The sequence below is a fragment of the Alishewanella sp. HL-SH05 genome, from assembly GCF_052655985.1.
Genome location: NZ_CP199753.1, coordinates 1,987,936 through 2,013,883, shown reverse-complemented (window position 1 = coordinate 2,013,883; position 25,948 = coordinate 1,987,936). Strand labels below are relative to the sequence as shown.

At 45.8% G+C, this 25,948-nt stretch carries 24 protein-coding genes, 1 pseudogene and 2 riboswitches; of the genes and pseudogenes, 21 read left to right on the top strand and 4 right to left on the bottom strand.

Annotated features, from left to right (window positions below; translation table 11 throughout):
- Nucleotides 1-6: 6 nt before the first annotated feature.
- The 3 genes from bcp (at nt 7) to ACUJFL_RS09200 (ending at nt 3,729) form a co-directional block, all read left to right on the top strand.
- Nucleotides 7-474, top strand: a complete 468-nt coding sequence (gene bcp / locus ACUJFL_RS09210) for a thioredoxin-dependent thiol peroxidase (protein WP_445424694.1) — start codon at nt 7-9, stop codon at nt 472-474.
- 112 nt (nt 475-586) lie between these two features.
- The gene (locus ACUJFL_RS09205; protein WP_445427288.1) at nt 587-1,702 is read left to right on the top strand and encodes a PQQ-dependent sugar dehydrogenase; all 1,116 of its coding nucleotides are present in this window, start codon (nt 587-589) and stop codon (nt 1,700-1,702) included.
- 2 nt (nt 1,703-1,704) lie between these two features.
- Nucleotides 1,705-3,729 carry a TonB-dependent receptor family protein gene (locus ACUJFL_RS09200; protein ID WP_445427287.1) on the top strand — a complete coding sequence of 675 codons (2,025 nt, stop codon included), beginning with the start codon at nt 1,705-1,707 and terminating at the stop codon, nt 3,727-3,729.
- Between the two features lie 2 nt (nt 3,730-3,731).
- On the opposite strand, the gene ACUJFL_RS09195 is transcribed toward ACUJFL_RS09200, so the two are convergent.
- A complete protein-coding gene (locus ACUJFL_RS09195) occupies nt 3,732-4,802 on the bottom strand; it encodes an AI-2E family transporter (protein ID WP_445427286.1) in 1,071 nt (356 codons plus the stop codon).
- A gap of 318 nt (nt 4,803-5,120) precedes the next feature.
- On the opposite strand from ACUJFL_RS09195, the gene ACUJFL_RS09190 reads away from it, so the two are divergent.
- From ACUJFL_RS09190 to ACUJFL_RS09165, 6 genes are all read left to right on the top strand, one after another.
- Entirely contained in the window at nt 5,121-5,993 is an 873-nt protein-coding gene (locus ACUJFL_RS09190; protein ID WP_445427285.1) for a M48 family metalloprotease, read from the top strand.
- Nucleotides 5,983-6,546, top strand: a complete 564-nt coding sequence (locus ACUJFL_RS09185) for a tetratricopeptide repeat protein (protein WP_445427284.1) — start codon at nt 5,983-5,985, stop codon at nt 6,544-6,546. The genes ACUJFL_RS09190 and ACUJFL_RS09185 overlap by 11 nt, the downstream gene beginning before the upstream one ends.
- A 19-nt stretch (nt 6,547-6,565) precedes the next feature.
- Nucleotides 6,566-6,910, top strand: coding sequence for an arsenate reductase (glutaredoxin) (gene arsC / locus ACUJFL_RS09180; protein WP_445427283.1), 345 nt, complete (start codon nt 6,566-6,568; stop codon nt 6,908-6,910).
- Nucleotides 6,907-7,491: an NAD(P)H:quinone oxidoreductase gene (gene wrbA / locus ACUJFL_RS09175; protein ID WP_226751546.1), complete on the top strand. Its 585-nt coding sequence runs from the start codon at nt 6,907-6,909 to the stop codon at nt 7,489-7,491. Before arsC ends, wrbA begins: the two co-directional genes overlap by 4 nt.
- A complete protein-coding gene (locus ACUJFL_RS09170; protein ID WP_445427282.1) occupies nt 7,491-7,946 on the top strand; it encodes a DUF2069 domain-containing protein in 456 nt (151 codons plus the stop codon). The genes wrbA and ACUJFL_RS09170 overlap by 1 nt, the downstream gene beginning before the upstream one ends.
- 113 nt (nt 7,947-8,059) lie before the next feature.
- Nucleotides 8,060-8,638, top strand: coding sequence for an LON peptidase substrate-binding domain-containing protein (locus ACUJFL_RS09165; RefSeq protein WP_226751544.1), 579 nt, complete (start codon nt 8,060-8,062; stop codon nt 8,636-8,638).
- A 30-nt stretch (nt 8,639-8,668) separates the two neighbouring features.
- On the opposite strand, the pseudogene queE reads toward ACUJFL_RS09165, so the two are convergent.
- Nucleotides 8,669-9,333 (bottom strand): annotated as a pseudogene (queE, locus tag ACUJFL_RS09160) (7-carboxy-7-deazaguanine synthase QueE).
- A 113-nt stretch (nt 9,334-9,446) separates the two neighbouring features.
- On the opposite strand from queE, the gene queC reads away from it, so the two are divergent.
- Nucleotides 9,447-10,103, top strand: a complete 657-nt coding sequence (queC, locus tag ACUJFL_RS09155; protein ID WP_445427281.1) for a 7-cyano-7-deazaguanine synthase QueC — start codon at nt 9,447-9,449, stop codon at nt 10,101-10,103.
- A gap of 49 nt (nt 10,104-10,152) precedes the next feature.
- Complete coding sequence (locus ACUJFL_RS09150) at nt 10,153-10,578, top strand: hypothetical protein (protein ID WP_445427280.1); 426 nt, start codon at nt 10,153-10,155, stop codon at nt 10,576-10,578.
- A gap of 138 nt (nt 10,579-10,716) precedes the next feature.
- On the opposite strand, the gene lysC is transcribed toward ACUJFL_RS09150, so the two are convergent.
- Both lysC and ACUJFL_RS09140 read right to left on the bottom strand, forming a co-directional pair.
- The gene (gene lysC, locus ACUJFL_RS09145; protein WP_226751540.1) at nt 10,717-12,066 is read right to left on the bottom strand and encodes a lysine-sensitive aspartokinase 3; all 1,350 of its coding nucleotides are present in this window, start codon (nt 12,064-12,066) and stop codon (nt 10,717-10,719) included.
- Between the two features lie 92 nt (nt 12,067-12,158).
- Nucleotides 12,159-12,331: riboswitch (Lysine riboswitch) on the bottom strand.
- A 118-nt stretch (nt 12,332-12,449) separates the two neighbouring features.
- The gene (locus ACUJFL_RS09140; protein ID WP_226751539.1) at nt 12,450-12,719 is read right to left on the bottom strand and encodes a DUF3081 family protein; all 270 of its coding nucleotides are present in this window, start codon (nt 12,717-12,719) and stop codon (nt 12,450-12,452) included.
- Between the two features lie 76 nt (nt 12,720-12,795).
- On the opposite strand from ACUJFL_RS09140, the gene ACUJFL_RS09135 reads away from it, so the two are divergent.
- The 10 genes from ACUJFL_RS09135 to ACUJFL_RS09090 all read left to right on the top strand — a co-directional run bounded on the left by ACUJFL_RS09135 (nt 12,796) and on the right by ACUJFL_RS09090 (nt 25,899).
- Nucleotides 12,796-13,392 (top strand): hypothetical protein, encoded by a 597-nt coding sequence (locus ACUJFL_RS09135; RefSeq protein ID WP_445427279.1) that lies wholly within the window; start codon nt 12,796-12,798, stop codon nt 13,390-13,392.
- 89 nt (nt 13,393-13,481) lie between these two features.
- Entirely contained in the window at nt 13,482-15,188 is a 1,707-nt protein-coding gene (locus ACUJFL_RS09130) for a M28 family metallopeptidase (RefSeq protein ID WP_445427278.1), read from the top strand.
- 128 nt (nt 15,189-15,316) lie between these two features.
- Nucleotides 15,317-17,884, top strand: a complete 2,568-nt coding sequence (locus tag ACUJFL_RS09125) for a YdbH domain-containing protein (protein WP_445427277.1) — start codon at nt 15,317-15,319, stop codon at nt 17,882-17,884.
- A complete protein-coding gene (locus tag ACUJFL_RS09120) occupies nt 17,881-18,069 on the top strand; it encodes a YnbE family lipoprotein (protein WP_226751535.1) in 189 nt (62 codons plus the stop codon). The genes ACUJFL_RS09125 and ACUJFL_RS09120 overlap by 4 nt, the downstream gene beginning before the upstream one ends.
- Nucleotides 18,070-18,079: 10 nt before the next feature.
- Nucleotides 18,080-18,451: a YdbL family protein gene (locus ACUJFL_RS09115; protein ID WP_445427276.1), complete on the top strand. Its 372-nt coding sequence runs from the start codon at nt 18,080-18,082 to the stop codon at nt 18,449-18,451.
- 127 nt (nt 18,452-18,578) lie between these two features.
- Complete coding sequence (locus ACUJFL_RS09110) at nt 18,579-20,258, top strand: carbon starvation CstA family protein (RefSeq protein ID WP_226751533.1); 1,680 nt, start codon at nt 18,579-18,581, stop codon at nt 20,256-20,258.
- Nucleotides 20,259-20,264: 6 nt separating this feature from the next.
- Nucleotides 20,265-20,528: a cory-CC-star protein gene (locus ACUJFL_RS09105; RefSeq protein ID WP_445429072.1), complete on the top strand. Its 264-nt coding sequence runs from the start codon at nt 20,265-20,267 to the stop codon at nt 20,526-20,528.
- Entirely contained in the window at nt 20,519-21,526 is a 1,008-nt protein-coding gene (locus tag ACUJFL_RS09100) for an ArsA family ATPase (RefSeq protein ID WP_445427275.1), read from the top strand. Before ACUJFL_RS09105 ends, ACUJFL_RS09100 begins: the two co-directional genes overlap by 10 nt.
- A 162-nt stretch (nt 21,527-21,688) precedes the next feature.
- Nucleotides 21,689-21,774, top strand: a riboswitch (cyclic di-GMP riboswitch).
- 103 nt (nt 21,775-21,877) lie between these two features.
- A complete protein-coding gene (locus tag ACUJFL_RS09095) occupies nt 21,878-22,249 on the top strand; it encodes a DUF3718 domain-containing protein (protein ID WP_445427274.1) in 372 nt (123 codons plus the stop codon).
- Between the two features lie 479 nt (nt 22,250-22,728).
- Complete coding sequence (locus tag ACUJFL_RS09090; protein ID WP_445427273.1) at nt 22,729-25,899, top strand: amidohydrolase family protein; 3,171 nt, start codon at nt 22,729-22,731, stop codon at nt 25,897-25,899.
- The last annotated feature ends 49 nt before the right edge of the window (nt 25,900-25,948 follow it).

Below are 25,948 nucleotides of genomic sequence, written 5' to 3'. Positions count from 1 at the left end.
AACGCTATGCAAACACTAACCGCCGGACAAATCGCCCCTGATTTTACGTTGCCCGATCAACAACAACAGCCCGTCAATCTTAGTGCTTTGCTTAAACAGCAGCGCGTACTTGTTTACTTTTACCCAAAAGCCATGACGCCAGGTTGCACTGTGCAAGCCTGTGCGCTGCGTGACAGCATGGCTGAACTTGAACAGTTAGGCGTTAAAGTGGTAGGCATTAGCACTGACGCACCGACACGCTTAGCTAAATTCGCTGAACGCGATCAATTGAATTTTACCTTGCTTGGCGATGAAGACCATCAGGTTGCAGAAGCTTTTGGCGTTTGGGGCTTGAAAAAATTCATGGGTAAAGAATACGATGGTTTGCATCGTTTAAGCTTTCTTATCAATCAAGACGGTAGCATTGCAAAAGTCTTCGATAAATTTAAAACCAAAGATCACCACGAAGTCGTACTCAGCTACTTAAAAGGCTAGCATTCATCTTGCCAGACTCGCATTTTAGCCTGTCGTTATACTAAATAACGGCAGAACTGCTAGCATCATATCCAGCGATTACGCCTAGCTTTTTCCCTATTTGGAGCACCCGATGAATAAATTAATATCATTTTCTGCCTTGGCTTCGGCCCTATTGTTAGCCTCACCTGTTGTGAATGCACAAACCATACAAACAGAAAAATCAGTATTGTCTATTGAAAAAGTGGCCGAAGGCTTAGAGCACCCTTGGGGCCTAGCATTTTTACCCGATGGTCGGATGTTAGTAACAGAACGTGCTGGCAAGCTGCGTTTAGTCAATACAGACGGTAGCCTTAGCGCACCTTTACAGGGCTTACCCGACATCGTTGTCAACGGTCAAGGGGGGTTACTAGATGTGGTGTTACACCCCGATTTCGCAACGAACAAGCAGTTCTATTTCAGTTTTAATCAACCTGGCGAAAATGGCAGCAGTACAGCTGTCGCCCTGGCAACTTTGAGCGACAAGGCGATCAGCGATTTAAAAATCGTGTTTAGTGCTAATCCTAAATTTGAAAGCCGCCATCACTTTGGCGGGCGCTTAGTGATACAAGATAATAATTACTTATTTATCACGTTGGGCGATCGAGGGCAGCGCCGCGATGATGCACAGACCTTAGATAACCATCACGGTAAAGTGATCCGCTTACATTTAGATGGAAGCGTACCTACCGATAACCCTTATGTGAAAGATGCTGCAGTCTTAGATGATATTTGGTCTTATGGTCATCGTAATATTCAAGGTGCAGCTCTACATCCTGCAACGGGTGAACTGTGGACGCATGAACACGGCCCGCAAGGCGGTGATGAAATTAACGTAACTCGTGCCACACTTAATTATGGATGGCCGGTGATTACTTATGGTGAAGAATATGGCGGCGGCACTATTGGTCAAACCAAAAAAGCCGGCTTAGAACAGCCAATGCATTATTGGGTGCCATCCATTGCCCCTAGCGGTATGAGCTTCTACTTGTCTGACGCCATTCCTGGGTGGAAAGACAGCTTATTGGTTGGATCACTGAAATTTGGTCAACTCGTTCGCTTGGAACTCAACGGTGAAAAAGTCAGTCATGAAGAACGTATTATGATTGGCCAGCGGATCCGTGATGTCCGCCAAGGCCCTGATGGCGCAGTGTATCTGCTGACCGATCAAATTAATGGCCAAATTCTTCGATTAAAAGCTGCCAATTAAACATGTCTATACTTCCTCAATTTACACTAGCCGGTGGCCTCGTTGCCACCAGCTTCTTGCCCTACTCGGCATTCGCGACTGAACCCACAGAAATTATTGTGGTTACAGCCAGTCAGCAACAACAATCTTGGCTCAGTACGCCTGCGAGTATCGACATTGCAAGACGTAATGAACACGGTCTGTTAATCGATAGCGCCGAACTCCTGCAAGGGATCCCCGGCTTGCAAGTTGATAGTCGTGCCAATTTTGCGCAGGACACACGGCTCAGTTTACGTGGTTTTGGTAGCCGCAGCGCTTTTGGTATTCGTGGTATTTACTTACAACAAGACGGTATACCCATCTCGGCACCCGATGGCCAAGGCCAACTTTCCAGCGTTTTACTCGATAACATTGCTTATGCCGAAGTATTACGTGGCCCGATGGCCGTATTGTATGGCAATGGCGCCGGTGGCGTGATTTCGTTATACACTAATGAGCAACAACCCAGTGGGGTGAGCAGTGATCTCGCGTTAAGTTCTATGCATCAGCAATACCAACTGCAAATTAGCCAACGCTCATTAAATAATAGTTGGCAGTTAGCCGCTAAACACTTTGAAACAGAGGGCTTTCGAGAGCGTTCCAGCGCGCGTAAGCAACAAATTCAATTTGGTTGGCAAAGCTTATTAACAGACGAGCTGACTCTGCGCCTGCGTATTGATGGCTCGAATGATCCCCTGCTGCAAGATCCGCTGAGTTTATCCGCAGAGCAATGGCGAGAAGATCCTGAGCAAACAGCACCTCAAGCCAGTTTGTTTGATACCACTAAAAGCACCCAACAACATCAAGCCAGCCTCGCCTTAGCCCACAGTGGTCAGCATCCTTGGCAAGTTGCTATTTGGCAAGGTAATCGTGAAGTGGCGCAAAACTTAGCCTTCACCGGCTCTGCCATCACCTCATCAGGCGGTGTCATCGCACTAGACCGCGATTTCCAAGGCGCGAATGCACAAAAGCAATGGCAGCTGCACCCTGAGCTGAGTACTCTGGTTGGCGCGGCTTTTGCAAAAAGTGATGATGCTCGCCAGGGTTATGTCAATCAATTCGGACAGCGGGGTGACTTGCGACGAAACGAAACCAATCTCGCCGAAAACCGGGATCTTTACTGGCGTGTCAATTATCAACCGACCGATAAATTGAGCTTTAATGGGGGGTTACGCTACACCGAACTGTACTATGCTATTCGAGATAATTTTATTCAAGGCGCAAATCCTGATGACAGTGGTGAGCGCAATTATTACCAACATGCTGGCGCCATCGGTATGAATTATCAGTTTGCCGCCAACTGGGCTTGGTTTATGAGCACAGGTCAGGGTTTTGAAGCCCCAACATTAAGCGAGCTTGCCTATAAAACTGAAGGCAGTGGCTTAAATTTAGGCTTAGAAGCCAGTGAAAATCGACAGTGGGAAACAGGTGTAAAGTACCAAGATGCTTCAAGCAGCATGAGCTTAAGTGTGTTCAGTATCCGCAGCAGCGATGAATTGTTGGTTGCCAGTAGCAATAACGGCCGCACCAGTTATCGTAATGCCGGTGATACTGCGCGAGATGGTATTGAGTTAGCAATGCGCACAGAGTTATCCGCGCATTTGCAACACGATTTTAGCTTAACTCTACTTGATGCGACCTTTGCGTCTACAGAACTATCGGGAAAACGCTTACCCGGCGTAGCAAAAACAGATGCTTATTCGCAATTACGCTATCAACCCCGCTTAGCGCTGCCATTGTATTTAGAATGGATCAGCAGCTATCGTAGTAAAATTGCAACCGATGATGAGAATAGTGATTTTGCGCCAAGCGCCGTTACTTTTGATGCCGCTATCAGCAGCGAGCAGGTGTTAGCAAAGTGGCAAGTGCGTTATTGGCTAAAAGTGAACAACTTGACCGATCGGAAAAATGTGGGTGCGGTGGTGGTTAATCAAAGTAATGGCCGCGCTTTTGAACCCGCACCTGGACGCTATTTTAGTGCGGGTGTGAACCTAAATTATCGCTGGTAATATTAATCTGCAAGGTCAGCGGGATGAACTCTCGTTGACCACGCTTTCGCTGTTGCTTTTACCAGTGAAGCTAAAGGTATGGCGAAGAAAATCCCCCAAAAACCAAATAACCCTCCGAAAAACAATACCGCAATGATGATGTAAACGGGGTTTAAGTCGACCACTTCTGAAAATAACAGCGGCACCAATACATTACCATCTAAGGCTTGAATAATGCCATACGCCAACAGTAAGTAACCAAATTCAGGTGTTAAACCCAACTGAAACAAGCCTACCGTGGCCACCGGCAGTGTGACCACGGCCGCCCCAATGTAGGGGATAAGTACCGAGAAACCGACCAGTAAGCCCAATAACATCGCATAATTTAACCCAAATAACGAAAATACCGCGTAACTTACCGTACCAACAATGACAATCTCCAGCACTTTGCCCCGAATATAATTCATGATCTGCACGTTCATTTCGTGCCAAACTTGAGTAATTAATTTGCGTTCATCGGGTAAAAACTGCACAAAGCCATTAGACAGCTCGGTTTTATCTTTCAACATAAAGAAAACCATGACAGGTACTAATACCAGATAAATCAGCAGCGCGACTAAATCCACAATAGAGCCCAGTGATAACGACAGCACGGTGCGACCAAACGTCATGACTCGCTCATCAACTGATTGCATCAGCAATAAAATCTGATCTTCGCCGACCATGCCGGGTAACAGTTCAGGTAATTCGAGTAAGTAAGTGCGACCGAGTGCAATCATTTGTGGCAAATCGCGTAATAAGTTTCGGCCTTGATACCAAGCAATCGGTACCACCCACATCAACAGCAGGATCAAAATGCTCATAAAACCAAGCACCACCACGCTGGTACTGATTGTTCGATTAAAACCAAAGCGCGTTAGACGTGCAACAGGCCATTCTAATAAGTAGGCAAATACAATGGCGACCAACACTGGCGCTAACATACCACTGAGCCAATAAATGGCAAAAAAACCGGTCAGCAGCATCAAAAACAGCGTAACAACCTGCGGATCAGAGAATTTGTTTTTGTACCATTTTTGCAACCAGTCTAGCATGTGATGTCTCGCGTAAATGTAAACGATTTTGCAGTATACCAACATCAGCATAAAAGTAACGACTCACTGTTAGACAGGGTGCTGAATGTGGTAAATTAGTGCCGTATTGAGCCGTTAGCTTACTGATTGTTTTAAAAAGCTACAATCAGTGACGCTTCGTTAAACTTTACTGAACTTACAGCGTTTAACAGAGCCAAACCAGCAGAAATGTAGCTTAATTTGCAGCATCAAACAGGTCAGTGATTTATGATACGCTTTGCAGTAAGAAAGACAATTTTGCTCTCTCTGCTCACATTAAGTTTGCAGACGCCATCCGCTATGGCTTTAAACACCCTGCCCGATATCGGCGGCAACGCTTTTTCAACTTTAACGCCTGAAAAAGAAAAACAAATCGGTGATGTACTGATCCGACAAACCCGTGCTCGTTTACCCATGGTGTACGATCCTTTACTCGATGAGTACCTTAATGCACTGGGTAATCGTTTAGTCGCTCGCTCGAATGATGTAAAATTTCCCTTTAAATTTTATTGGGTCAATAACCAAGAGATTAATGCTTTTGCCTCTTTAGGCGGCAATATCGTTTCTCATACGGGTACTTTAGCGGTCTCTGAAAGTGAAAGTGAGTTTGCGTCGGTGATCGCCCATGAAGTTGCCCACGTGACACAACGACATATCGCCCGTTTTGTCGAAGCGCAAAACCAACGCTCGCCTCTCACCATTGCCAGTTTGTTGGGTTCGATTATTTTAGCGACCATCAACCCTGAAGCGGGCATGGCTGCGATGGCCGCCTCGCAGGGCGCGGCACAGCAAAGTGCCATTAACTTTACCCGCAGTAACGAGCAAGAAGCCGATCGTATAGGGATGACTATCCTGGCCGAAGCGGGTTTTGATCCTAATGCCGTACCGATATTTTTCAGCCGATTAAGTCAACAAAGCCGGTTTGTTAATCAGCAATTAGCCTTTTTACAAACGCATCCTCTTTCGCAAGCTCGAGTCAGCGACACCCGCTTACGAGCTCAACAGTTTCCACAACGTTTTGTGCCGGATAGCCAAGATTTCACTTTAACTAAATCGCGCATTTTAGCCCGTTATCATTACAGTACCAAAGACGCGTTAATCATTTTCGAACGTATGCTAACTGAACCCGGTGGCAATACCCGCGTTAATCATTTTCGAACGTATGCTAACTGAACCCGGTGGCAATACCCGCGCTAATCATTACGGTTTAGCCATTGCCAAGCTGGATAACAAAAACTATGAAGAAGCCCGAATTCTTATAGAAGACTTACTAAAACAAGATCCGTACAACCTGTATTACCTTGATGTTCATACGGATATCTTGATAGCTGAAAAGAAATACGAGCAAGCAAAAGAGTTTTTACAACAAGCCTATTTACTGCGGCCGAACAACCAAGTGGTAACGCTAAACTATGCTAATGTGGCCGTGAAATCAGCTAACTACGGTTTAGCCGTACATTTGCTTCGTAACTTATTGTATTACAAAGACGATAATATCTTAGCCTATGATTTGCTGTCAGAAGCTTATAAAGCACAAGAAGATTTCGCCAAATATTATGAAACACGCTCGGATCTGTTTTATCAATTGGCTAATTATCCAAAAGCCATCGATGATTTGAATGAAGCGTTGAACAGTCTTAAACCCGATGCCCGTTTAGAAAACCGGCGAATTGAAGCCAAAAAACGTCAACTGCAAGCTGAATTTGAGCGCTTGCAACGCATGTAACTGACGATCAGGACCTATTATGATTATTTACCATAACCCACGTTGCTCAAAAAGCCGTGACGCCCTAGCGCTTCTGGCCGATAGCGGCCAACCGTATCAAGTTGTTGAATACTTAAAAACGTCACTCGATTACTCAGCTATCGTTGATTTATTGGCGAAGTTACAATTACCTGCACGGCAGATTTTACGCAGTAAAGAGCCAGAATATCAAAGTTTGAACTTGGCAGATCCGTCGCTCAGCGAACAGCAGATTATCGAGGCCGTAGTTGCGCATCCCCGTTTAATGGAGCGCCCTATCCTAGTTAAAGGTGAGCAAGCGGCGATTGGCCGGCCGTTAGCTAATATTGAAGCGTTGTTAGCATGACTTGCAGTGTTTTAGTCCTCTATTACTCACGTCATGGCTCAGTCGCCGCTTTGGCTGAGAAAATCGCTAGCGGCATCCAACAAGCCGGTGCCGAAGCAAAGGTTCGCTGTATCGCTGGTTTTGATAAAACCAGCGTGCCTAAGCACCCCGTCGCTGAATTAGCAGAGTTACGAGAATGTGATGGTTTAGCCTTTGGTAGCCCAGTACGTTTTGGTAATATGGCCGCTGAAGCAAAAGCTTTTTGGGATTCCACAAGCAGTTGTTGGCTTAAAGGCGAGCTAATTAACAAAGCCGCGGGGGTCTTTACGTCCTCAGGCAGTTTGCATGGCGGCAACGAAGCCAACCTACTCAGTATGATGTTACCTTTGCTACATCACGGCATGGTATTAATGGGCGTGCCTTACAGCGAGCCTGAGCTGCATAAAACCCAGAGTGGCGGCACTCCTTACGGCCCAAGCCATGTGAGTGGTTTAAACCATGATACCCAGTTATCGGTTGACGAACAGCGATTAGCCTTGGCTTTTGGCAAACGCCTAGGTCAGCTTAGTATTGCATTGAAAAACAAAGGATTTACAAGTTAATGACAGCAACTTCTGCAGTGCCCATGTCTGCGCAAACCCAACGTTTTCTGTTATTGGGTAGGCTTGGCTATTGGGGCTTATGGCTATTGATCCCGCTGTGGCATCTTTGGTTGGCCCCAGTGAGTTATGGTGAAGATCAAAATTTGCAACCCAGCACGCTTAGTACACTCCTTTTTTTGTGGCTACCGTTATGGTTACCGATGATAGGCATCATCAAAGCCAAAGCATATACCTTTGCTTGGGCTAATTTTATTGTCATGATCTATTTTTTACACAGTTTAACCAACTTATGGGTCAGCAGCGGCTTATATCAAGCCTTGTCTGCAGTTGAGTTAGTGTTATCTTGCGTCATGTTTTATGGCTGCACCTACTTTGCCCGCAATCGCGGCCAAGAACTCGGTTTAAAAATCCCCAAATTAAAAGATGATCCTGAGCGTAAAATCACGGGTCGTTAATCCAGCAAAACTGCAATTTACCCTCAGTATCTTGCAGTTTTTTTTATGCGAGCAATCTGCTTGCTCATTGAGTTCGTAATATTCACTATCTTGAATAAACATATGCAGTAGTTATGAGCGAGCAATTGGCACTATTTCCATTAAGCAGTTTTCTGTTACCCGGTGGCAGAATGAAATTGCGGGTATTTGAGCCACGCTATGTCCGGTTGGTCAAAGAATCGCTAAGTGAAAAACGTGATTTTGCAATGGCCACTTTAAATCCATTCGTCAGTCAACAACACCCTGATCGTATATTACCACTGGTCTGTAAGGTAAAAATCGAAGATTTTGAAGCATTGCCAGATGGTCTCTTAGGCATCACCTTGCGTGGCGTAAGTCGTTATCATATCTGCCACCGTTGGCAAGAGAGTGATAATTTGCACATCGCCGAAGTAGAAGCACAAGCAGATTGGGCTGATACACTGCTGCCGGCAGCTCAGCATGGCTTTGCGCAATCCTTTGCGGCGCTCTTAGACGAATACCCGCTGTTAGCGGAATTATACCCAGAGCCTAAACTGGATGATGGCGCTTGGCTGGCCGGGCGCTGGTTAGAATTACTGCCAATGCAACCGGCACTTAAGGTGAGCTTAGCGCAAAGTGATCCTGCCTATTGCTTAGAGCAACTTGAAAGCTGGTTCGAACATAACGCCTAAGCCTCAGAACTGAAAGCTGATGTTGTATTCTTATTCAATACCCAAGTATTTATGCACTTGCACACTCAACCGCCAGTTATGCTGAATACAGCTGGCGATGGCGAGTTCAGTGGCGCGCTTTTGCTGGCTAATCGGTTGTAAATACACTAACTTATTTAAAATTTGATGCTCGGTTAATAACGTCACAAGCTCATCAACGTGTTTTTGCATGGCCACCGGGTGTTTAATTTCATCAGCGCGCTGCAAAGCGCTAGCTAAAATTTTATAGCCCCCCGCCATATTCAATTTTGGTGATACCGTCACCCAACAATCAGCAGGGGCTTTTATTTCAAACGTGCCGCTGGTTTCAATTTGGCTACTGTAACCTTGCTCGCTTAACGCTTGGCATAATGGGACGAGATCATACATGCAAGGTTCCCCCCGGTAATCACCACATGCCGGGCTTGATAACCACGCTCGGCAAACAGTGCTAACAAGGCTTTCGGTGTGACATTTGCCCAAAATTCACTATCGGCTTGTTTCGCACTGACCTGGGCCAAATCGACTTGTTGCTCCAGATTGATGGCCCAAGTGTGCTTGGTATCACACCAAGCACAGCCCACAGGACAGCCCTGCAATCGCACGAAAATCGCTGGCATACCGGTAAAACTACCTTCGCCCTGAATGGTTTGAAAAACTTCGTTAACCTTATACACCCGCTTTGTTAATCCTCTAAATCAAAGTAACCGACGCAATTAGTGCGCCCTAGCCGCTTTTGCACTATACTACGCGGCCAAATTTTCCGGCATTATACTAGAGAGAGGCGCGAATGACGCAAAAAGTTGTGGTTATTTATTCTGGCGGTATGGACTCCTTCACGGTGCTGCACAATGCCATTCATGCCGGCCATCAGGTATATGCACTGTCTTTTAATTACGGCCAACGCCACGTTAAAGAGCTAAAATGCGCAGAGCAAGTTTGCCAGGAATTACATATCAACCATAAAATTGTTGATATTACCGCGATTAACCAATTAATTAGCGGCTCTTCACTGACTAGTGACATCGATGTACCTGAAGGCCATTATGCTGCTGATACCATGAAATCGACCATAGTGCCCAACCGCAATATGATTTTATTGTCGCTTGCGGTCGGCTATGCCGACTCTCTTGGTGCGCGCGCGGTATATTATGGTGCACATTCAGGTGATCACTTTATCTACCCAGATTGCCGACCTGAATTTGTTGAAAAAATGAATGATGTTTGTCAGATCGCTAATTATCAACCCGTCGACATTGTCAGCCCGTATTTATATCAAACAAAAATTGAGATCTTACGAGATGGTTTAGCAATGGGCTTGGATTACAGCAAAACTTGGACATGCTACAACGGTCGTGAACATGCTTGTGGTAAATGCGGTTCTTGTCAGGAGCGCTTAGAAGCCTTTGCACTTAATCACACCAGCGATCCGTTGGTATATGAATAACGGCGCTGTCTGTTTAATCCTGTCTTTTGCTAAATAGGAGCGAAGCGCCATGCAAATAGACACTCAGATCACTAAACTGAGTCGCCTGCCCTACACTGCCGGTGCAGAGTTGGCCCAGTGTAGCTATACAGGATTAAAAGCACTGATCATTGATGGTGATGAAGACGATTTTGATGCCATAGCAGAACGGCGTCAACAGACGATTACACTGCGTTGTAGTTTGTGGGAGGCCAAACGGCTGAGCGATGACGACATCCAAGCAAACCCATCGTTACAAGCCATTGTTGCCAGCTTGCCGCAAATTAAGGTTAGTGGCGTCGTACAGCAGATCCTTAGTGATGAGCAGCTATTACTGCGTCTTACAGATAGCGCTGAACCTTTGCCCGTTTGGCTCAGCGATACGCAGCAGCTGTGCGTTGGCCAACCCCTCAATTGCTGTGGCGAACTGCACGCCAGTGTGCTGGCTTATCGTTAACAGCTTAGCTCGTTGGCTTACAACAACATCACACGAAAACGAGCCCGTCAGCCACAAAAAAACCGGTTAGGCTTAAGTAGGTTATCTTAAGTTAAAACCGGTTTTTTTACGCTAGCTCAGTGGCGAAATGAGACCGTGTTAACTGCTAAACAAGCTTTGATGCAGTTGCTTAACGACAGCGGGGCCATCCTGATCTTGGATTAAGAAACACAGATTATGCTTTGAAGCGCCGTGACAAATCAGCCGCATATTAATACGCTCAAGCGCATGGAATAACGCGCCGGCTACCCCTTTACTGCTATGTAAATGGTTACCAATTACCGCCACTAAACTTAAACCTTGCTCAACGGTAACTTCACAAAAGGTTTTAAGCTCATCTAACGCGGGTTCAACGCTATTAGAAAAAGCACTGGTCATGCCGCCCTCATCCAGCGTTAGCGCCACACTGATCTCGGATGTTGTGACCAAATCGACCGAGATCTGATGACGGCTAAGCGTATCAAACACCCGTGTTAAAAAACCCGCGGCATGCAACATGGCAGGGCTTTTTACTGTGATCAAGGTTTGTGATTTACGCAAAGCGATAGCACGATAAGGTGGCCGCTCTTGCACGGTCTTCGCAATCCACGTTCCACCGGCAGCCGGTTCACGGCTTGAACCGACAAACACCGCGATATTTTGCCGCATTGCCGGCAACAAGGTGGCAGGATGTAACACTTTAGCACCGAAAGTGGCCATTTCTGCTGCTTCGTCAAAACTGATTTCGCGGATACAACGCGCATCACTGGTTAAACGCGGATCGGTGGTGAAGATACCCACAACGTCGGTCCATATTTGTACCGTTGCCGCTTGGATCGCTTCAGCTAATAAGGCGGCACTGTAATCGGAACCGCCACGGCCTAAGGTTGTGGTTTGTTCAAAATCATCTGCGCCAATAAAGCCTTGGGTAACAACACGATAATCGGCTAACAACGGTGTTAAATGCACTTGAGCAAGCTCAGCGATCATCGCTAATTGCGGCTCAGCTTTGCCAAAGCGACTGTCGGTGCGCATAACACGGCGAATATCAAAACACAGTGAGGCCGCACCACGCTCAACTAATACTTGTGCAAACAGCACTGAACTTAAACGCTCACCAAAGGATTGGATAAGATCTTTATGTGCGCTGCTATATACCGCACCGCCATTTTCAATCATCGCTCTAAGTTCAGCCAACAACAACTCAATAGGCTCGGCTACCGCTTGCGGTTGCTGTAAGCGATTCAACACATTTAAAGTAATACGCTCAATGCCAGCAAAGGCATCGTGACGGGAACTGACATCAGTAGTTTTGGTAATATCCACTAACAAGTTGGTTACGCCAGAGCTTGCGCTAACCACTACCACACGGATATTGTCATCTGCCAGAATGATATCGGCACAACGAGACATAGCATCGAAATCAGCGACACTGGTGCCACCAAATTTGGCAATAATAAATTTAGACACTGGGGTCTCTCCTTAACAAATTAGATAAGCAGAGCATGGCATTTGCTAGCAGGCAAAACGAGAATAGAAACAGACCGTTGCTGAAAGTAACAAAGGCCAGAAGCTCTCCACCGATTACAGGTGACAGTCCTAAGGATTCAGCCTTAGCGACCGAGTAAGTAATGTCTATCTCGTTACTCACTCTCGGCGCTAAACCCCCTCAACTATGCTACGAGTGATAGTGCTCTGACATAGAATACCTGGCTAGCGCGCCTCTTCTGGTCTATCGAATACGATTGACGACGCGGACTTTACCAAGATTTCTGCAGACTTGCAATAGCCTTTTAGCCATCTAGATGTAAGAATGCAATTATTTTCTTGAACCGTCAAGCGCCAACGAGACATTAATAATGTGTTTGAATATGTTTTAACCGTTCTAAAAAACGTTCCATGGTTTTTTCTTCAGCGGCATCGGCATGCCATTTATTATGAAAACCCAAGGTGAGTTGCACTTGCCCATCGGTAAAGTAGACTTCATAACCATCAAAACCTTGGCTTACGGTTATGCCTTCTAATTCAAAGCCCGCCCCGTGCTCGGTGTTCACGGCTTGACCTGATTTTTCAATTTTACTGTACAAATTCAGTAAGAACTTGCCATCAATTTCGTTTTGCATAATGACTCCAGTTTGTTCGGTTTGAACCAGTTACGCTTTATCGGTATAGTTCGATTGTCTTTAAAGGAGAAAAATAATGAAAATAGCCTTTGCTGCTGCCAGTTTACTCAGCATCTTTGCAGCTCACGCCAACATTGTCCAACCCGCACCGCTCGTTTCTATTGCCACGCATGATAGTTTTTTTAATCAATTAAAAGCACTGTGCGGAAAAGCCTTTGCCGGTAAAACCGTCGTTGATACGCCCGCTGCACCGGGTTTTGAAGGTGCATTAATTATGCATTTACGCCGCTGCACTGATACAGAATTACAAATACCGTTTCATGTCGGTGACAATCATTCGCGTACTTGGATTATCACTAAAACGGGTTCAGGACTCTCCTTAAAACATGATCACCGCCATAAAGATGGTTCGCATGACGAGCAAACCATGTATGGGGGCCATACTGTTGATGCCGGTTGGCCAAACGTGCAGTCGTTTCCTGCCGATCAATACTCTAAAGAGTTATTTGCCGCCAATGGCTCTGCACAATCCATTGGCAATACCTGGCAAATGTATGTCTATCCAGAACAATTTACTTATCGGCTAGTGCGCGAAGGCCGCGAATTTCGGGTCGACTTTGATTTGACTCAACCGGTGTCTTTACCGCCTGTACCTTGGGGTTATGCCGATTAACCGCCCTAATTTCGCGACGGCAGCACTAGGCAAGTGTGTCGTCGACTCATACACTAAGAATATAGCCTAACACATCCAAGGAAGTTCTCATGAAAGATACTGTTAAACCTGCTATCTGGTTAAGTTTAGCCTCTGCACTATTCCTCAGTGCTTGCGATAAACCTGCCGAAGCCCCTAGTAACGCGGCAGCGGCTACGGCAACCACCGAAGCCCCTGCGTTAGTCGATACCGACTTTAACCCTAAACTCGCTGAATACATCAAAACCCTGTCTTCAGATGAATTTCAAGGGCGCGCTCCAGCCACTAAAGGCGAAGAGCTTACCGTCGCTTACATTGAGGATAATTTTCGCCGTATCGGTTTAAAAGGCATTGATGGCGACAGCTATAAACAACCGGTCTCGTTGGTGCAAATTGATCCGAAAAATGTCACGGCAATGACACTTACGGGCGGTGGCAATACCGTGCCTGATAGCTTAGCTTATCGCGATGACATGATTGCTTGGACCACCCAAGTTGTTGATAAAGTTAATGTCGCAGAAAGCGAAATGGTGTTTGTCGGCTACGGTATTGTTGCGCCAGAATATAATTGGAACGACTACGAAGGCTTAGATGTTAAGGGCAAAACCGTCGTGATGTTTGTTAACGACCCCGGTTATGCAACTCAAAATCCTGAATTGTTTAACGGTAATGCCATGACTTATTACGGTCGTTGGACTTACAAATATGAAGAAGCAGCTCGTCAAGGTGCGGCAATGGTCTTGATCATTCACGAAACTGCACCTGCTAGCTATGGTTGGGGCGTGGTTGCGCATGGCTCGCCGATTAAATTTGATTTAATCAAAGAAAACAAAAACAGTGATCGTGCACAAGTGGAAGGTTGGATCACCGCTGAAACCGCTGAAAAGCTATTTAGCAACATTGATCAAAATATTGAAAGCATGCGTGCACAAGCTTTATCAGGTGATTTCAAACCGGTGCCATTAAATGTGAAAGCGTCGGTTTCCATCGATAACAACTTACGTGAGCTCAACTCAAGTAATGTGGTCGGTTACATTGAAGGTAGCAAATACCCCGATGAATACGTACTTTACATGGCGCATTGGGACCACCTTGGCATGGACTTCTCTAACCCAACCAATAAAGTCTTCAATGGTGCGCAAGATAATGCCAGCGGCACCGGTGCTGTTATTGCCTTAGCGGAATACTTTAAACAACACGCCCAACCAGAGCGCTCAGTGGTATTTGTGTTAGTGACAGCGGAAGAACGTGGCTTACTTGGCTCTGCTTGGTATGCTGCTAATCCCGTATTCCCATTAGAGAAAACAGTAGCAGCCATCAATATGGATGTGATGAACGTTTATGGCCCAATGAAAGACATGGTCGTTGTTGGACTGGGTAACACCGACTTAGAAGAAATATTGGTAAAACACACCAAAGCACAAAATCGATATGCCGTAAAAGAACCGAATCCAGAAGCCGGTATCGCTTACCGTTCAGACCATTTTAGTTTGTCGAAAAAAGGGGTACCGATCCTGTATGCCAAAGGCGGTAATGACCACTATCAAAACGGCTCAGAATGGGGTGCGGCTCAACGTGCAGAATACAACAGCTGTTGTTATCACAAAGTAGGCGATGAATGGGATGACAGTTGGGACTTACGTGGTGCTCAGCAAGATCTGTTCTTGTACTACCGCGTCGGTGACGAGTTAGCGAATAGTCGACTGTGGCCAAACTGGTATCAAGGTAACGAGTTCCGCGCTATTCGTGATGCTTCAGCGGCACAACGCCAAGAATAATTTTTCTTAATTTAATCAGTTACATTAAAAAGCAGCTTCGGCTGCTTTTTTTATAGCTATAAATTCAGAATCAATTCAGTTAGGCTAAAGCACACTCACCATTGGCGGTAAACTAACAAGGAGCCTGCATGCGTCGATTGCTAAAAATCTTAGCTATGCTGCTGTTAGCATTACCGGTGTTACTGTTTATCGCTTGGTTTTACCTGCATACTCAATTAAAAATGGCTGGGATCAGTAGCTGGTCGCTGCAACTGGCACACCTTTCTTGGCATCAAGCCAACATAAACCAATTAGATCTCGTTTATGAAAACGACCACTATCGTAGCGAAGTGAGCTTTCACGACTTAAAACTGCGCTGGTCATGGCCAGGCTTTTTTCGAATTCAAGCACATAGCATCCAACTGGCCAGTGCCACCATCACTGTGCAGCAAACCGGCGAGCACGTTGCAGACACCGCCGCTCGGCTCCCTGTGGCGCTATCAGCGGATTGGCGCTTACCTACATGGTTGCCAAAGCTGATTAAACTAGACCAAATCGATTTATTGCTGCCCTGTGCCAGCGGCCAATGTGCCTTGCAAGCTAGTCTAGTGGCCAGTGCGGATGAGCAGCAAGCTTGGCAAGCCAGTTTATCGTTCAAAAACCCACAGTATCAGCAAACCGTCAAAACTGACTGGCAATTGCAGCAAGGTCCTGATGCACTGGCCATTCAAGCGACCTTGCTCCTAGATCAGCAACTGGCGTTAAGTTTTAAACAACAGCTTGCTATCGATCGTGCTGCCAGTACCGAGTTAGCCTTAGCCATTTCGCCGCCCTCACCGGCCTTATTAGCTTGGCTTAACGAGTGGGATCTGCAGCTACCTGATGAATGGCGCGAGCAATTTACGCAACCAGTACAATTACATCTTGTCGCCCGTTGGCAATTACCCGAGCTATGGCCTGAGGCAAGGCTAGCAACCAACGCGTTACCCTTGGTTAATGCCGAGATAGATATTATTGCCAGAGCCCCAGACGCATTTATTATTCCCAATATCGGCTGGTTAAAAGGAGAATTAAAAGCACAGCTCCAGATTGCCGATCAGCATGTGGCGAAGTGGCAATTAGCCGCTGATCTGGCATTAAGTCATTATCCTGATTTTGGCCTGAAAGCTTATTTCGCGGATCCGCTAGCGCCACTGCTGATTAAAATTGATAGTCAAAGCGCCAGCAGCCCGTCATTAACGCAACTGCCGCTAAAACTTCAACTTAGTTCAGCCAGCCCAGTACAAAGCAGCTTTAATGCACAAGCGATGTTAAGTTTAACGCCAGAGTTAGCCATCACGCTCAATCAAGCTGAGCTCATGCTAAAAACCAAGCAACTGCAAGTCAAAGCGTACCAATTAAAACTGCAAGATGTGACATTGCAAAGCCGTTTTCATGGCGCTTGGCAGGCCAAGTATTGGCAATTACAACTAGCCGATAACTCCAGCTTAGCGGCCAAAGTGACGCATCCCGACGCGAAAGGTCAAGTGAAACTAGCCGTTAATGGCACCACCATTAGCCAAGCAACAGACGCCGATGTCACACTGAGCAGCCAACTGCAACTGTTGGTACAACAACTGCAACATGCTCAACTGTTAACACAAAACTGGCAATGGCAAGGCAACGCCAGTGGCTCCCTTGTAAAGCTTGACGTTGAAGGGGTGTTAAGCAACGACAGTGGCTTAATCGTTAAACAACAAACCGCGTGGCAAGCCCCCGCACAACTGCAAATGGATTGGCAACTAGAGGACTTGTTTTTACTGGCAGGCAACCCTTTAGCCACAAGCTTCCAAGCTTGGCCAAGTTTACTTAATTTAACTCGTGGTCGCATTAACGCCTATGGCCAGCTTAGCTATCAGCAACAACTTGTTGCTAATACACAAGTGAATTTTCGAGAATTAACAGGGCTTTATGATCGTACCCTGTTTACTGGCTTAACCTCTGCGTTTTTAGTGAATTTAAAAGCCCAGCAATTCACCATCGAGGTGCCTGAATTACAGCTGGCGCAGCTTAACCATGGCTTACAGATGGGCCCGTTACAGCTGAAGGCGCAGTATCAAGCGACGCTAGCAGAACCTTTTTTAGGTAATTTACAACTGTTAGACGCTCGTCTTGGCTTTATGCAAGGTGAGTTGTCTGTTGAACCGCAATTAATGGCACTAAAACAGCCAAGCCAACAACTGGTATTAATAATCAACCAACTTGATTTAGCAGAGCTGGTGCGTCAGCACCCCACTACAGAATTAAAAGCCAATGGTAAACTAAGCGGGCGTATTCCATTAACTATCAACAACAAACAATTCAGCGTGCAACAAGGTCAATTAGCCGCAGAAGCGCCAGGCGGTACTTTACAGTATCGCAGTGCCGCCTCAGCGAAGACTGGCGGTATGAAAATCGTCTTTGATGCATTAGAAAACTTTCAATTTAGTGTACTGAACTCTGAACTTAATTATGCAACCGATGGCAAACTGACGCTGGCGCTTCAGTTAAAAGGTGCCAATCCGGCTTTACAACAAGGCCGAGCGATTAATTTAAATATTAACTTAGAGGAAGATTTACCGGCCATGCTCGCGAGCTTGCAGTTGGCCAACAAACTGAACGATACATTGACCAAACGGGTCCAACAATATATTCAACGACAACAAGCTGCGAAAGCTGCTGCAGGAGAAAAACGATGAAACGACATGCGTTGCTAGGGCTAGGCTTAGTTTTCGCCCTTGCTGCTTGCACCCCAAAGGTGGAAGTCGCACTAGCCAATGAGCCTATAAACATTAACCTTAATGTAAAAATCCAACATGAGATTTATATTAAAGTAGACAAGCAACTCGACGATTTATTCAGTGATGCCAGCGGGTTATTCTAAGGAGAACACCATGACTTTTTTATCACGTTTTACCGCTTGTAGCTCACTTAAACTGTTAGTACTGAGTGTATTAATGGCTGTCAGCTTGCCAATTATGGCCATGACATTACAACAAGCAATGGCCGCTTTACCTAACGCCAAAACACAAGGTTTAGTGGGTGAACAACTGAATGGTTATCTTGGGGTGATCAACGCCAATAGTGAAGCCGACACCATCGCTAAACTGATTAATGATGCACGCCGCGCCGAATATACCCGCCTAGCAAAAGACAACAACATCGCCGTTGCAGATGTTGAAGCCTTGGCAGGTCAAAAGGCTATCGAACGCACGCAGCGAGGGCATTTTATTTTACTTGAAGGTAAATGGGTACAAAAACGCTGATTTTTACAACAAAATGGCAACTTGACCGATAGCGGGAACAAGTAATTAGACTTTAGTCGCATACTTGAACATCAAGCCTTACTGTATTATTTAAGGTTGATTTTAACACCCACTAAGAGGTTATAGCATGAATGCTATTTATTTGATGGTAATGGGCCTAGCCGCCATGGCGCTGGGTTACTTTGTATACTCAAAGTTTATTTGCGAAAAAATATTCAAAGTAGATCCAAATTTCCGTACACCCGCTCATGAAATGCAAGACGGTATCGATTATGTGCCAACCAACAAGTATATCTTATGGGGGCATCACTTTACTTCCGTAGCAGGAGCAGCCCCCATCATCGGCCCTGCTATTGCGGTGATCTGGGGTTGGGTACCCGCTTTTTTATGGGTTGTTTTTGGTACTATTTTCTTTGCCGGTGTGCACGATGCAGGCGCAATTTGGGCCAGTAGCCGTAACAAAGCAAAATCTATCGGTGCCTTAACAGGTGATATCGTCGGTAATCGCGCCCGCAGTATCTTTATGATCGTTATTTTCTTGGTATTGCTGATGGTCAACGCGGTATTTGCCGTGGTTATTGCCGGTCAGTTAATTAACTTTCCAAGTGCCACCGTGCCTGTCTGGGGCGCCATTGTGGTTGCCTTAATTATCGGTCAGTTAATTTATCGCAAGCTGATTGGTTTGTTAATGGTGACCATTATTGGTGTCGTCGCGCTCTATGCGATGATTTATGCCGGCCCAATGTTCCCGCTGTCGTTACCAGAAACCGTCATGGGTTTATCTGATCGTCAAGGCTGGATTGTCTTACTGTTTGTCTACGCAGCTATCGCCTCATTATTACCGGTATGGGCCTTATTACAACCACGTGATTACATTAACGGCATCCAATTATTTATCGGTCTAGGTTTATTATACGCTGCCGTTATTTTTGCCAGCCCAGATATTGTTGCTCCAGCCTTTAATCATGATGTACCGGAAGGCACACCTTCGCTGATCCCATTATTGTTCGTGACTATCGCCTGTGGTGCTATCTCCGGTTTCCATGGTTTAGTCTCTAGCGGTACAACTTCTAAACAGCTTGATAAAGAACCCGATGTACGTTTTGTTGGTTACTTCGGCGCCATTGGTGAAGGTTCATTGGCTTTAGCCGCCATCATTGCTGCCACTGCCGGTTTTGCTACCCTTGCTGATTGGCAGGCGATTTATCATAGCTTTGGCCAAGGTGGCGTAAGTGCCTTTATCCGCGGCGGTGCCAATATCTTGGAAAATGGTATTGGTTTAGACGCGGTTTTATCTCAGACCTTGTTAACGGTAATGGTGGTTTTGTTTGCAGGTACCACGATGGATACCGGCTTACGCTTACAACGCTACATTTTCCAAGAATGGGGCAGTATTTATAATATTAGTTGGATGCAAAAAGCTGCACCCGCCACGCTGTTAGCGGTTGGTTCTTGTTTACTGCTGGCTTTTGGTGCCGGTGGTGATGGTTCAGGCGGTATGATGATTTGGCCATTGTTTGGTACCACTAACCAACTATTAGCAGGTTTAACCTTGCTAGTGATCACGGTTATGTTAGTAAAACTGGGCCGTCCAATGTGGTACACGCTGGCACCATTAATCTTCTTATTAACAATGACCACTCTAGGTCTGTTAATTCAACTCAAAAGCTTTTATGACAAGCAAGATTGGTTCTTATTCACTCTAGACTTAGTTATCTTAATCGCAGCAATCTTAGTGATCCTTGAATCTGTGGGGACGCTTACCCGACAAATCAAAGCCAATAAGCTTGCCAACGATAAAGTATGAAGCTCGATACCATTAAGGCCTGGTTTCGCCAGGCCAGTTTTTTATGCTGAAGAGGCTTATAATGCCCCCTACCGCTCGGCTATTGCCCGAGCGCAACGGGAACAAAATGACCTCTTCATGCTGCTGATCTTTTCTGAAATGATGGGTGTCCCCAACCCTGCAAGTTATTACACCTTAGAATTGCAGCCACTGTTAATGGAGCGATTTCATGATTGGCATACCCGAATGGGTATGGAGCACTCACCACTGGATAATTTCAAATGTTGTTAACCGACAAAAAAGTATTGCTAGTTGGTGGCAAAGGCGGAGTCGGTAAAACGACTATGTCTTCCGCCTTAGCGGTATTAGCCAGCCAACGCGGTAAAAAAGTGTTATTGGTTTCAACCGATCCGGCGCATAGCTTGGCCGATGCCTTTGGTCGTGAAAAAATAGGCGATAAGATTACTCGCTTAGCTGCAAATCTGGATGCGTTAGAACTCGATCCTGACGAGGAAGTCAATCAACACTTAGCCAAAGTTAGCGCGCAACTAAAGCGTTTTACCCGTCCTGAAATGTACGCTGAAATTGAACGGCAAATGCGTTTAACACGGCAATCACCTGGGGCACAAGAAGCGGCCATGCTGGAAAGGATTGCGCATACGATTGAACTGGGTTTAACCGATTATGATTTAGTCATATTCGATACGGCACCAACAGGCCATACTTTGCGCTTACTCAGCTTGCCTGAAGCCATGGCCGCGTGGACGCAAGGCTTACTCAGTGCCAATAAACGCTCGAGAAAACTCGGTGAAGTGCTTGGACATCTTACCCCTAAAGGCGGCCGTGATATTGATAATCCGCTGGTTGATCCCGCCGAGCTGGCGACATCTGGCATGGATGAGCGCAATAAAGCCATTACCGAAACCCTATTAACTCGGCAACGTTTATTGCAACGCACCCGTGAGTTATTGCTTGATAAAAAGCGTACGGCTTTACTCTTTGTATTAACGCCCGAGAAATTGCCTATCTTAGAAACAGGACGTGCGGTGCAAAGTTTACAGCACGAAAAATTACCGTTAGCCGGTTTAATCGTTAATCGTATTTTACCTGCTGAAGCGGATGGCGCGTTTTTAGCGAAAAGACGCAACCAAGAACAAAGTCATTTACAGCAAATTGAACAGGATTTTAGCCAGCTACCGCGCTTTAAGATCCCGTTACAAGCTACTGATATTCAAGGTTTATCCGCTTTAGAAATAATGGCTAACTTGCTTAACAACGCTGGGCTTTAAGGCCCAGTTTTTTTCCGTCTGCACAAATCTGCCCTTCAGCAAGCACTCATGTAGTTAGTGCAAAGATTAAGAAACACTGGCTAAAATACAGCGCTCAAAAAAAGAATTTAAAAAATGAACCATTTAATTCTTGCACATTTAATAATCATTGATTAGTATAATTTCATTGACAGGCAAGTCATCCGAAAGGATGAACACGCAAAGCTACGGATCTAACGGGTTTTCCCTATGATAGCCGAGCTGCCATTGATTAACCCATGTTAATTGATGATCACGCTTCCCGCATGATTTGCCTATCACTTTACCAACTTACTTTACAGTGATCGCCTATGGCACACGCAGGAGCACACCATGACTAAGACTATAATCACAATTGCCGCTTTAGTTGCTACATCAGCCTTTATCAGTACTCCCGTTGCCGCTGACGAACAGTTAGCACAATCAATTTGCTCTTACGTCGCTGCAGATAACCGCAACCAGTTACGTAAAACTTTATCTGATAATCGTTTACGTTTAAGCAATGTGTATGAAGGTATAGTATGTGACAGCTTACCCTTGGTCCGTTTTGCAATCAAAAACAACGCAAATGACACCGCTGAATTTATCATCAAACAATTACCAGGCAGCATCGTTGCCTCATCAGGTGACATTGATTGGGCTAAAGGTAATGGCTTTGCTGACTCACCTGTTGTCGAAGTTTTAGTTGCTCGCGCAGGTGGCTAACCGCTAAAAATTAACACTCCCTCTCCTTTTAGCCAGTCAATTTGACTGGCTTTTTTCATTTTGGCCTAATCAAAATCCACTTCTAAATCTGTTAATACATATGCTTTTATCTCGCTGCCTCCAGCGAAGCATTGAGCATTTTGATTTATTCTAGCAACAAAGCAACTCAAGGCCTTATTCGTTGTATCCCTATGCAGATTAATGTTTTTAAAAAACTAGCACCTCTATGCTTTTGCTAATATTCTATGACTAAGACAAAGCCTGTCGCTGCTGCTGACAGGCTTTTTTTATCGCTTATTTTACCGCCACGCGCTTTGCTATTGATGCTGTTGTGCTATTGATACAAAAAAGCCTTTCGCTAGCGGTTTTTATCTGACGCTAAGGGTGATTTAACGCAGCAACTGCGCTAGCCTCTTAACTAATCTTATAGAGTATGAGAATCTAACTAAAATATAAAAAATACAATAATAAGGATCCTTATGCGTATTCACTCTCCAACATTACTCGCGTTAGCCATCAGTAGCTTTTTTAGTTATGCCGAAACAGAACCTGCAACCTGGCAGGTTAATGCCCCTATCGGCGAATTCAGCAATGTTGATATTAAAGTACAGCAAGGCAGCTGGATGAACGTTAATGTCAGCCCTGACGGTAAGACCGTGGTATTTGATTTGCTGGGCGACATCTACACCATGCCGATTAGCGGTGGTAAAGCCACGCCGCTGACCAATGATATTGCTTGGAACATGCAGCCCGTATTTAGCCCAGATGGTAAATACATCGCTTTTACCTCAGATCGCGATGGCGGTGACAACATTTGGATCATGGCTACCGATGGTTCAGAACCTCGCGCGGTCACTAACGAAACCTTTCGTTTATTAAACAGTCCCGCTTGGAGCCCAGATAGCCAATTTATTGTGGCGCGTAAACACTTTACCGCCAGCCGCTCTTTAGGCGCGGGAGAAGTATGGCAATACCATATCAGTGGCGGTAGCGGTGTCATGTTAACCGAGCGACCTGATGATCAAAAAGATCTGGGTGAGCCAGCCTTCTCACCCGATGGCCGCTATATTTATTTTTCACAAGATGATACACCAGGCAAAACCTTTCACTACAGCAAAGACTCAGAGTCGGGTATTTACACCATCAAACGTTTTGAACGTGAAACCGGTAAAATGGATGTCATTTTAACAGGCCCGGGCGGTGCAATTCGGCCAACCCCCTCACCTGATGGCAAATATTTGGCATACATTCGTCGTGTCGATTTTCAAAGCACGCTGTTTTTATATGATTTAACCAGTGGCGAACACATCAAACTCTATGATGGATTAGATCGCGACATGCAAGAAACCTGGGCCATACACGGTGTTTACCCTACCGTCAGCTGGACACCAGATAATAAACATCTGGTCTTTTGGGCGGGAGGCGACATTAAACGCTTAGCGCTCAGTGATAAAACAGTCAGCACCATTCCTTTTGAAGTGAACGCCAGCAAGCAAATTCAAACGGCGGTGCGGGTAAAACAAAACTTAGACCAAGACGACTTTGACGTAAAAATGTTACGTTTTACTCAGATTTCGCCTGATGGTAAACAAGCCGTTTTTACCGCGCTTGGGCATTTGTATATCACCGATATTAGCGATCCTAAACCACGTCGTTTAACCCGGCAAACGACCGATTTTGAGCTATATCCGCAATTTTCCCGCGACGGCCGCGAACTGGTTTTTGTTAGCTGGAATGACCAAAATCAAGGGGCCGTTAATATTATCAACTTGCGCAACAACCGCGTGACCAAACTGACCAATGAGCCAGGCAAGTATATCGAACCGACATTTAGTCCAGATGGCAAAACCGTGGTGTATCGTAAAATCGGTGCTGGCGGTATTTTGCCACTGCAATGGTCGCTACAAACCGGTTTATATAAAATCAGCAATCGCGGCGGCGATGCCACCCTGATCGCTCGTAATGGTCGCAGCCCCATGTTTGGCGCCAACAACGACAAAGTGTATGCGATGGATTATGGCAGTGCCCCTAGCTTAATCAGCATTGACCTGCAAAAACACACGCAACAAACACTGTACACCGCAAAATTTGGCACAGAATTTAAAATCTCGCCAGATGGCAAACATTTAGCCTTTGCCGACCGTTTTAAAGTGTTTGTTACGCCGTTTACTGAACGTGGCAGCGCTATCGCGATTGGCGCCAACGATAAGCAATTCCCAGTGAAACAATTGTCGGTACGCGCAGGTGAGTACATCAGCTGGAATGGCGACAGTGACAAACTGTATTGGACGTTAGGCCCTGAGTTATATCAAGCTAGCATCGATGGTCTATTCGCTCCAAATGCACAGCAACATAGCCCCACCGAGCAAGCCGTATCCCTCGGTTTTAAAATGCCCGTTGATATGCCTCGTGGGATCGTAGCGTTTGTTGGTGGCCAAGTGATTACCATGAACGGCGATCAAGTGTTACAAGACGCGGTAGTTTTAGTTGAAAACAACAAAATCCAAGCCGTAGGAAGCCGTGCGGATATCGCTATTCCCAAAGGCGCCAAAGTGTTCGACATTACCGGTAAAACGTTGATGCCCGGTATTTTTGATGCTCATGCTCACGGCAGCCAAGGTGTGCAGCAAATTACCCCGCAGCAAAACTGGGAAAACTATGCTGGCTTAACTTTTGGTGTAACCAGTATTCATGATCCGTCTAATGATACCCGTGAGATCTTCAGTGCCAGCGAGTTACAACGCAGCGGTCAAATTGTTGGCCCACGTATTTTCTCTACGGGTACGATTCTTTACGGTGCGGAAGGCGCAGGTTATACCTCGCATATCGATAGCCTAGAGGATGCGAAGTTTCACTTAACGCGCTTACAAAAAGTCGGCGCCTTTAGTGTGAAAAGTTACAACCAGCCACGCCGTAATCAGCGCCAGCAAGTGATCCAAGCCGCGCGTGAATTGAACATGATGGTAGTACCTGAAGGCGGTTCATTGATGCAGCACAATCTAACGATGATTGTCGATGGCCATACCACTATTGAACACGCTTTACCTGCAGCAAAAGTTTATGATGATATTAAACAATTGTGGCAAGCCAGTGGCACCGCTTATACACCAACATTAAACGTGGCTTATGGCGGTATCTGGGGCGAAAATTATTGGTACGATAAAACTGAGGTTTGGAAACACCCTAGGTTAAGTCAATATGTCCCGATGGATCGGTTAGCGCCGCGCAGTATGCGCCGGCCAACAGCACCAGAGCATCACTATAACCACTTTAATGTGGTAAAAACGGCAAATGAGCTGAAAGACGTCGGGGTGATTGCGAATATCGGTGCCCATGGGCAACGTGAAGGTTTGGGCGCACACTGGGAAATTTGGATGTTTGCGCAAGGCGGTATGACACCGTTAGAAGCCTTACGCACCGCCACGTTAAACCCTGCTAAAACCTTTGGTATGGATCATCAACTTGGCAGTATTGAACCAGGCAAATTGGCTGACTTAATTGTCATCGACGGTAATCCACTAGAAAATATCCGCGTGACCGATAAAGTGGTCTACACCATGGTCAATGGCCGGTTATTTGATGCCGCAAGCATGAATGAAATTGGTCTGCGTGAGCGCAAACGTCAGCCATTCTTCTTCGAACCACGTTAAGTTAGCTTTTAGCGGAGTGTGAAGATCACACTCCGCTAATCATATGCAT

What these genes read in the sequence shown, in the direction of transcription:
- bcp (WP_445424694.1), top strand. Translation starts at nt 7, where the DNA reads ATGCAAACACTAACCGCCGGACAAATCGCCCCTGATTTTACGTTGCCC.
- ACUJFL_RS09205 (WP_445427288.1), top strand. Translation starts at nt 587, where the DNA reads ATGAATAAATTAATATCATTTTCTGCCTTGGCTTCGGCCCTATTGTTA.
- ACUJFL_RS09200 (WP_445427287.1), top strand. Translation starts at nt 1,705, where the DNA reads ATGTCTATACTTCCTCAATTTACACTAGCCGGTGGCCTCGTTGCCACC.
- ACUJFL_RS09195 (WP_445427286.1), bottom strand. Translation starts at nt 4,802, where the DNA reads ATGCTAGACTGGTTGCAAAAATGGTACAAAAACAAATTCTCTGATCCG.
- ACUJFL_RS09190 (WP_445427285.1), top strand. Translation starts at nt 5,121, where the DNA reads ATGGCTTTAAACACCCTGCCCGATATCGGCGGCAACGCTTTTTCAACT.
- ACUJFL_RS09185 (WP_445427284.1), top strand. Translation starts at nt 5,983, where the DNA reads ATGCTAACTGAACCCGGTGGCAATACCCGCGCTAATCATTACGGTTTA.
- arsC (WP_445427283.1), top strand. Translation starts at nt 6,566, where the DNA reads ATGATTATTTACCATAACCCACGTTGCTCAAAAAGCCGTGACGCCCTA.
- wrbA (WP_226751546.1), top strand. Translation starts at nt 6,907, where the DNA reads ATGACTTGCAGTGTTTTAGTCCTCTATTACTCACGTCATGGCTCAGTC.
- ACUJFL_RS09170 (WP_445427282.1), top strand. Translation starts at nt 7,491, where the DNA reads ATGACAGCAACTTCTGCAGTGCCCATGTCTGCGCAAACCCAACGTTTT.
- ACUJFL_RS09165 (WP_226751544.1), top strand. Translation starts at nt 8,060, where the DNA reads ATGAGCGAGCAATTGGCACTATTTCCATTAAGCAGTTTTCTGTTACCC.
- queC (WP_445427281.1), top strand. Translation starts at nt 9,447, where the DNA reads ATGACGCAAAAAGTTGTGGTTATTTATTCTGGCGGTATGGACTCCTTC.
- ACUJFL_RS09150 (WP_445427280.1), top strand. Translation starts at nt 10,153, where the DNA reads ATGCAAATAGACACTCAGATCACTAAACTGAGTCGCCTGCCCTACACT.
- ACUJFL_RS09140 (WP_226751539.1), bottom strand. Translation starts at nt 12,719, where the DNA reads ATGCAAAACGAAATTGATGGCAAGTTCTTACTGAATTTGTACAGTAAA.
- ACUJFL_RS09135 (WP_445427279.1), top strand. Translation starts at nt 12,796, where the DNA reads ATGAAAATAGCCTTTGCTGCTGCCAGTTTACTCAGCATCTTTGCAGCT.
- ACUJFL_RS09130 (WP_445427278.1), top strand. Translation starts at nt 13,482, where the DNA reads ATGAAAGATACTGTTAAACCTGCTATCTGGTTAAGTTTAGCCTCTGCA.
- ACUJFL_RS09125 (WP_445427277.1), top strand. Translation starts at nt 15,317, where the DNA reads ATGCGTCGATTGCTAAAAATCTTAGCTATGCTGCTGTTAGCATTACCG.
- ACUJFL_RS09120 (WP_226751535.1), top strand. Translation starts at nt 17,881, where the DNA reads ATGAAACGACATGCGTTGCTAGGGCTAGGCTTAGTTTTCGCCCTTGCT.
- ACUJFL_RS09115 (WP_445427276.1), top strand. Translation starts at nt 18,080, where the DNA reads ATGACTTTTTTATCACGTTTTACCGCTTGTAGCTCACTTAAACTGTTA.
- ACUJFL_RS09110 (WP_226751533.1), top strand. Translation starts at nt 18,579, where the DNA reads ATGAATGCTATTTATTTGATGGTAATGGGCCTAGCCGCCATGGCGCTG.
- ACUJFL_RS09100 (WP_445427275.1), top strand. Translation starts at nt 20,519, where the DNA reads ATGTTGTTAACCGACAAAAAAGTATTGCTAGTTGGTGGCAAAGGCGGA.
- ACUJFL_RS09095 (WP_445427274.1), top strand. Translation starts at nt 21,878, where the DNA reads ATGACTAAGACTATAATCACAATTGCCGCTTTAGTTGCTACATCAGCC.
- ACUJFL_RS09090 (WP_445427273.1), top strand. Translation starts at nt 22,729, where the DNA reads ATGCGTATTCACTCTCCAACATTACTCGCGTTAGCCATCAGTAGCTTT.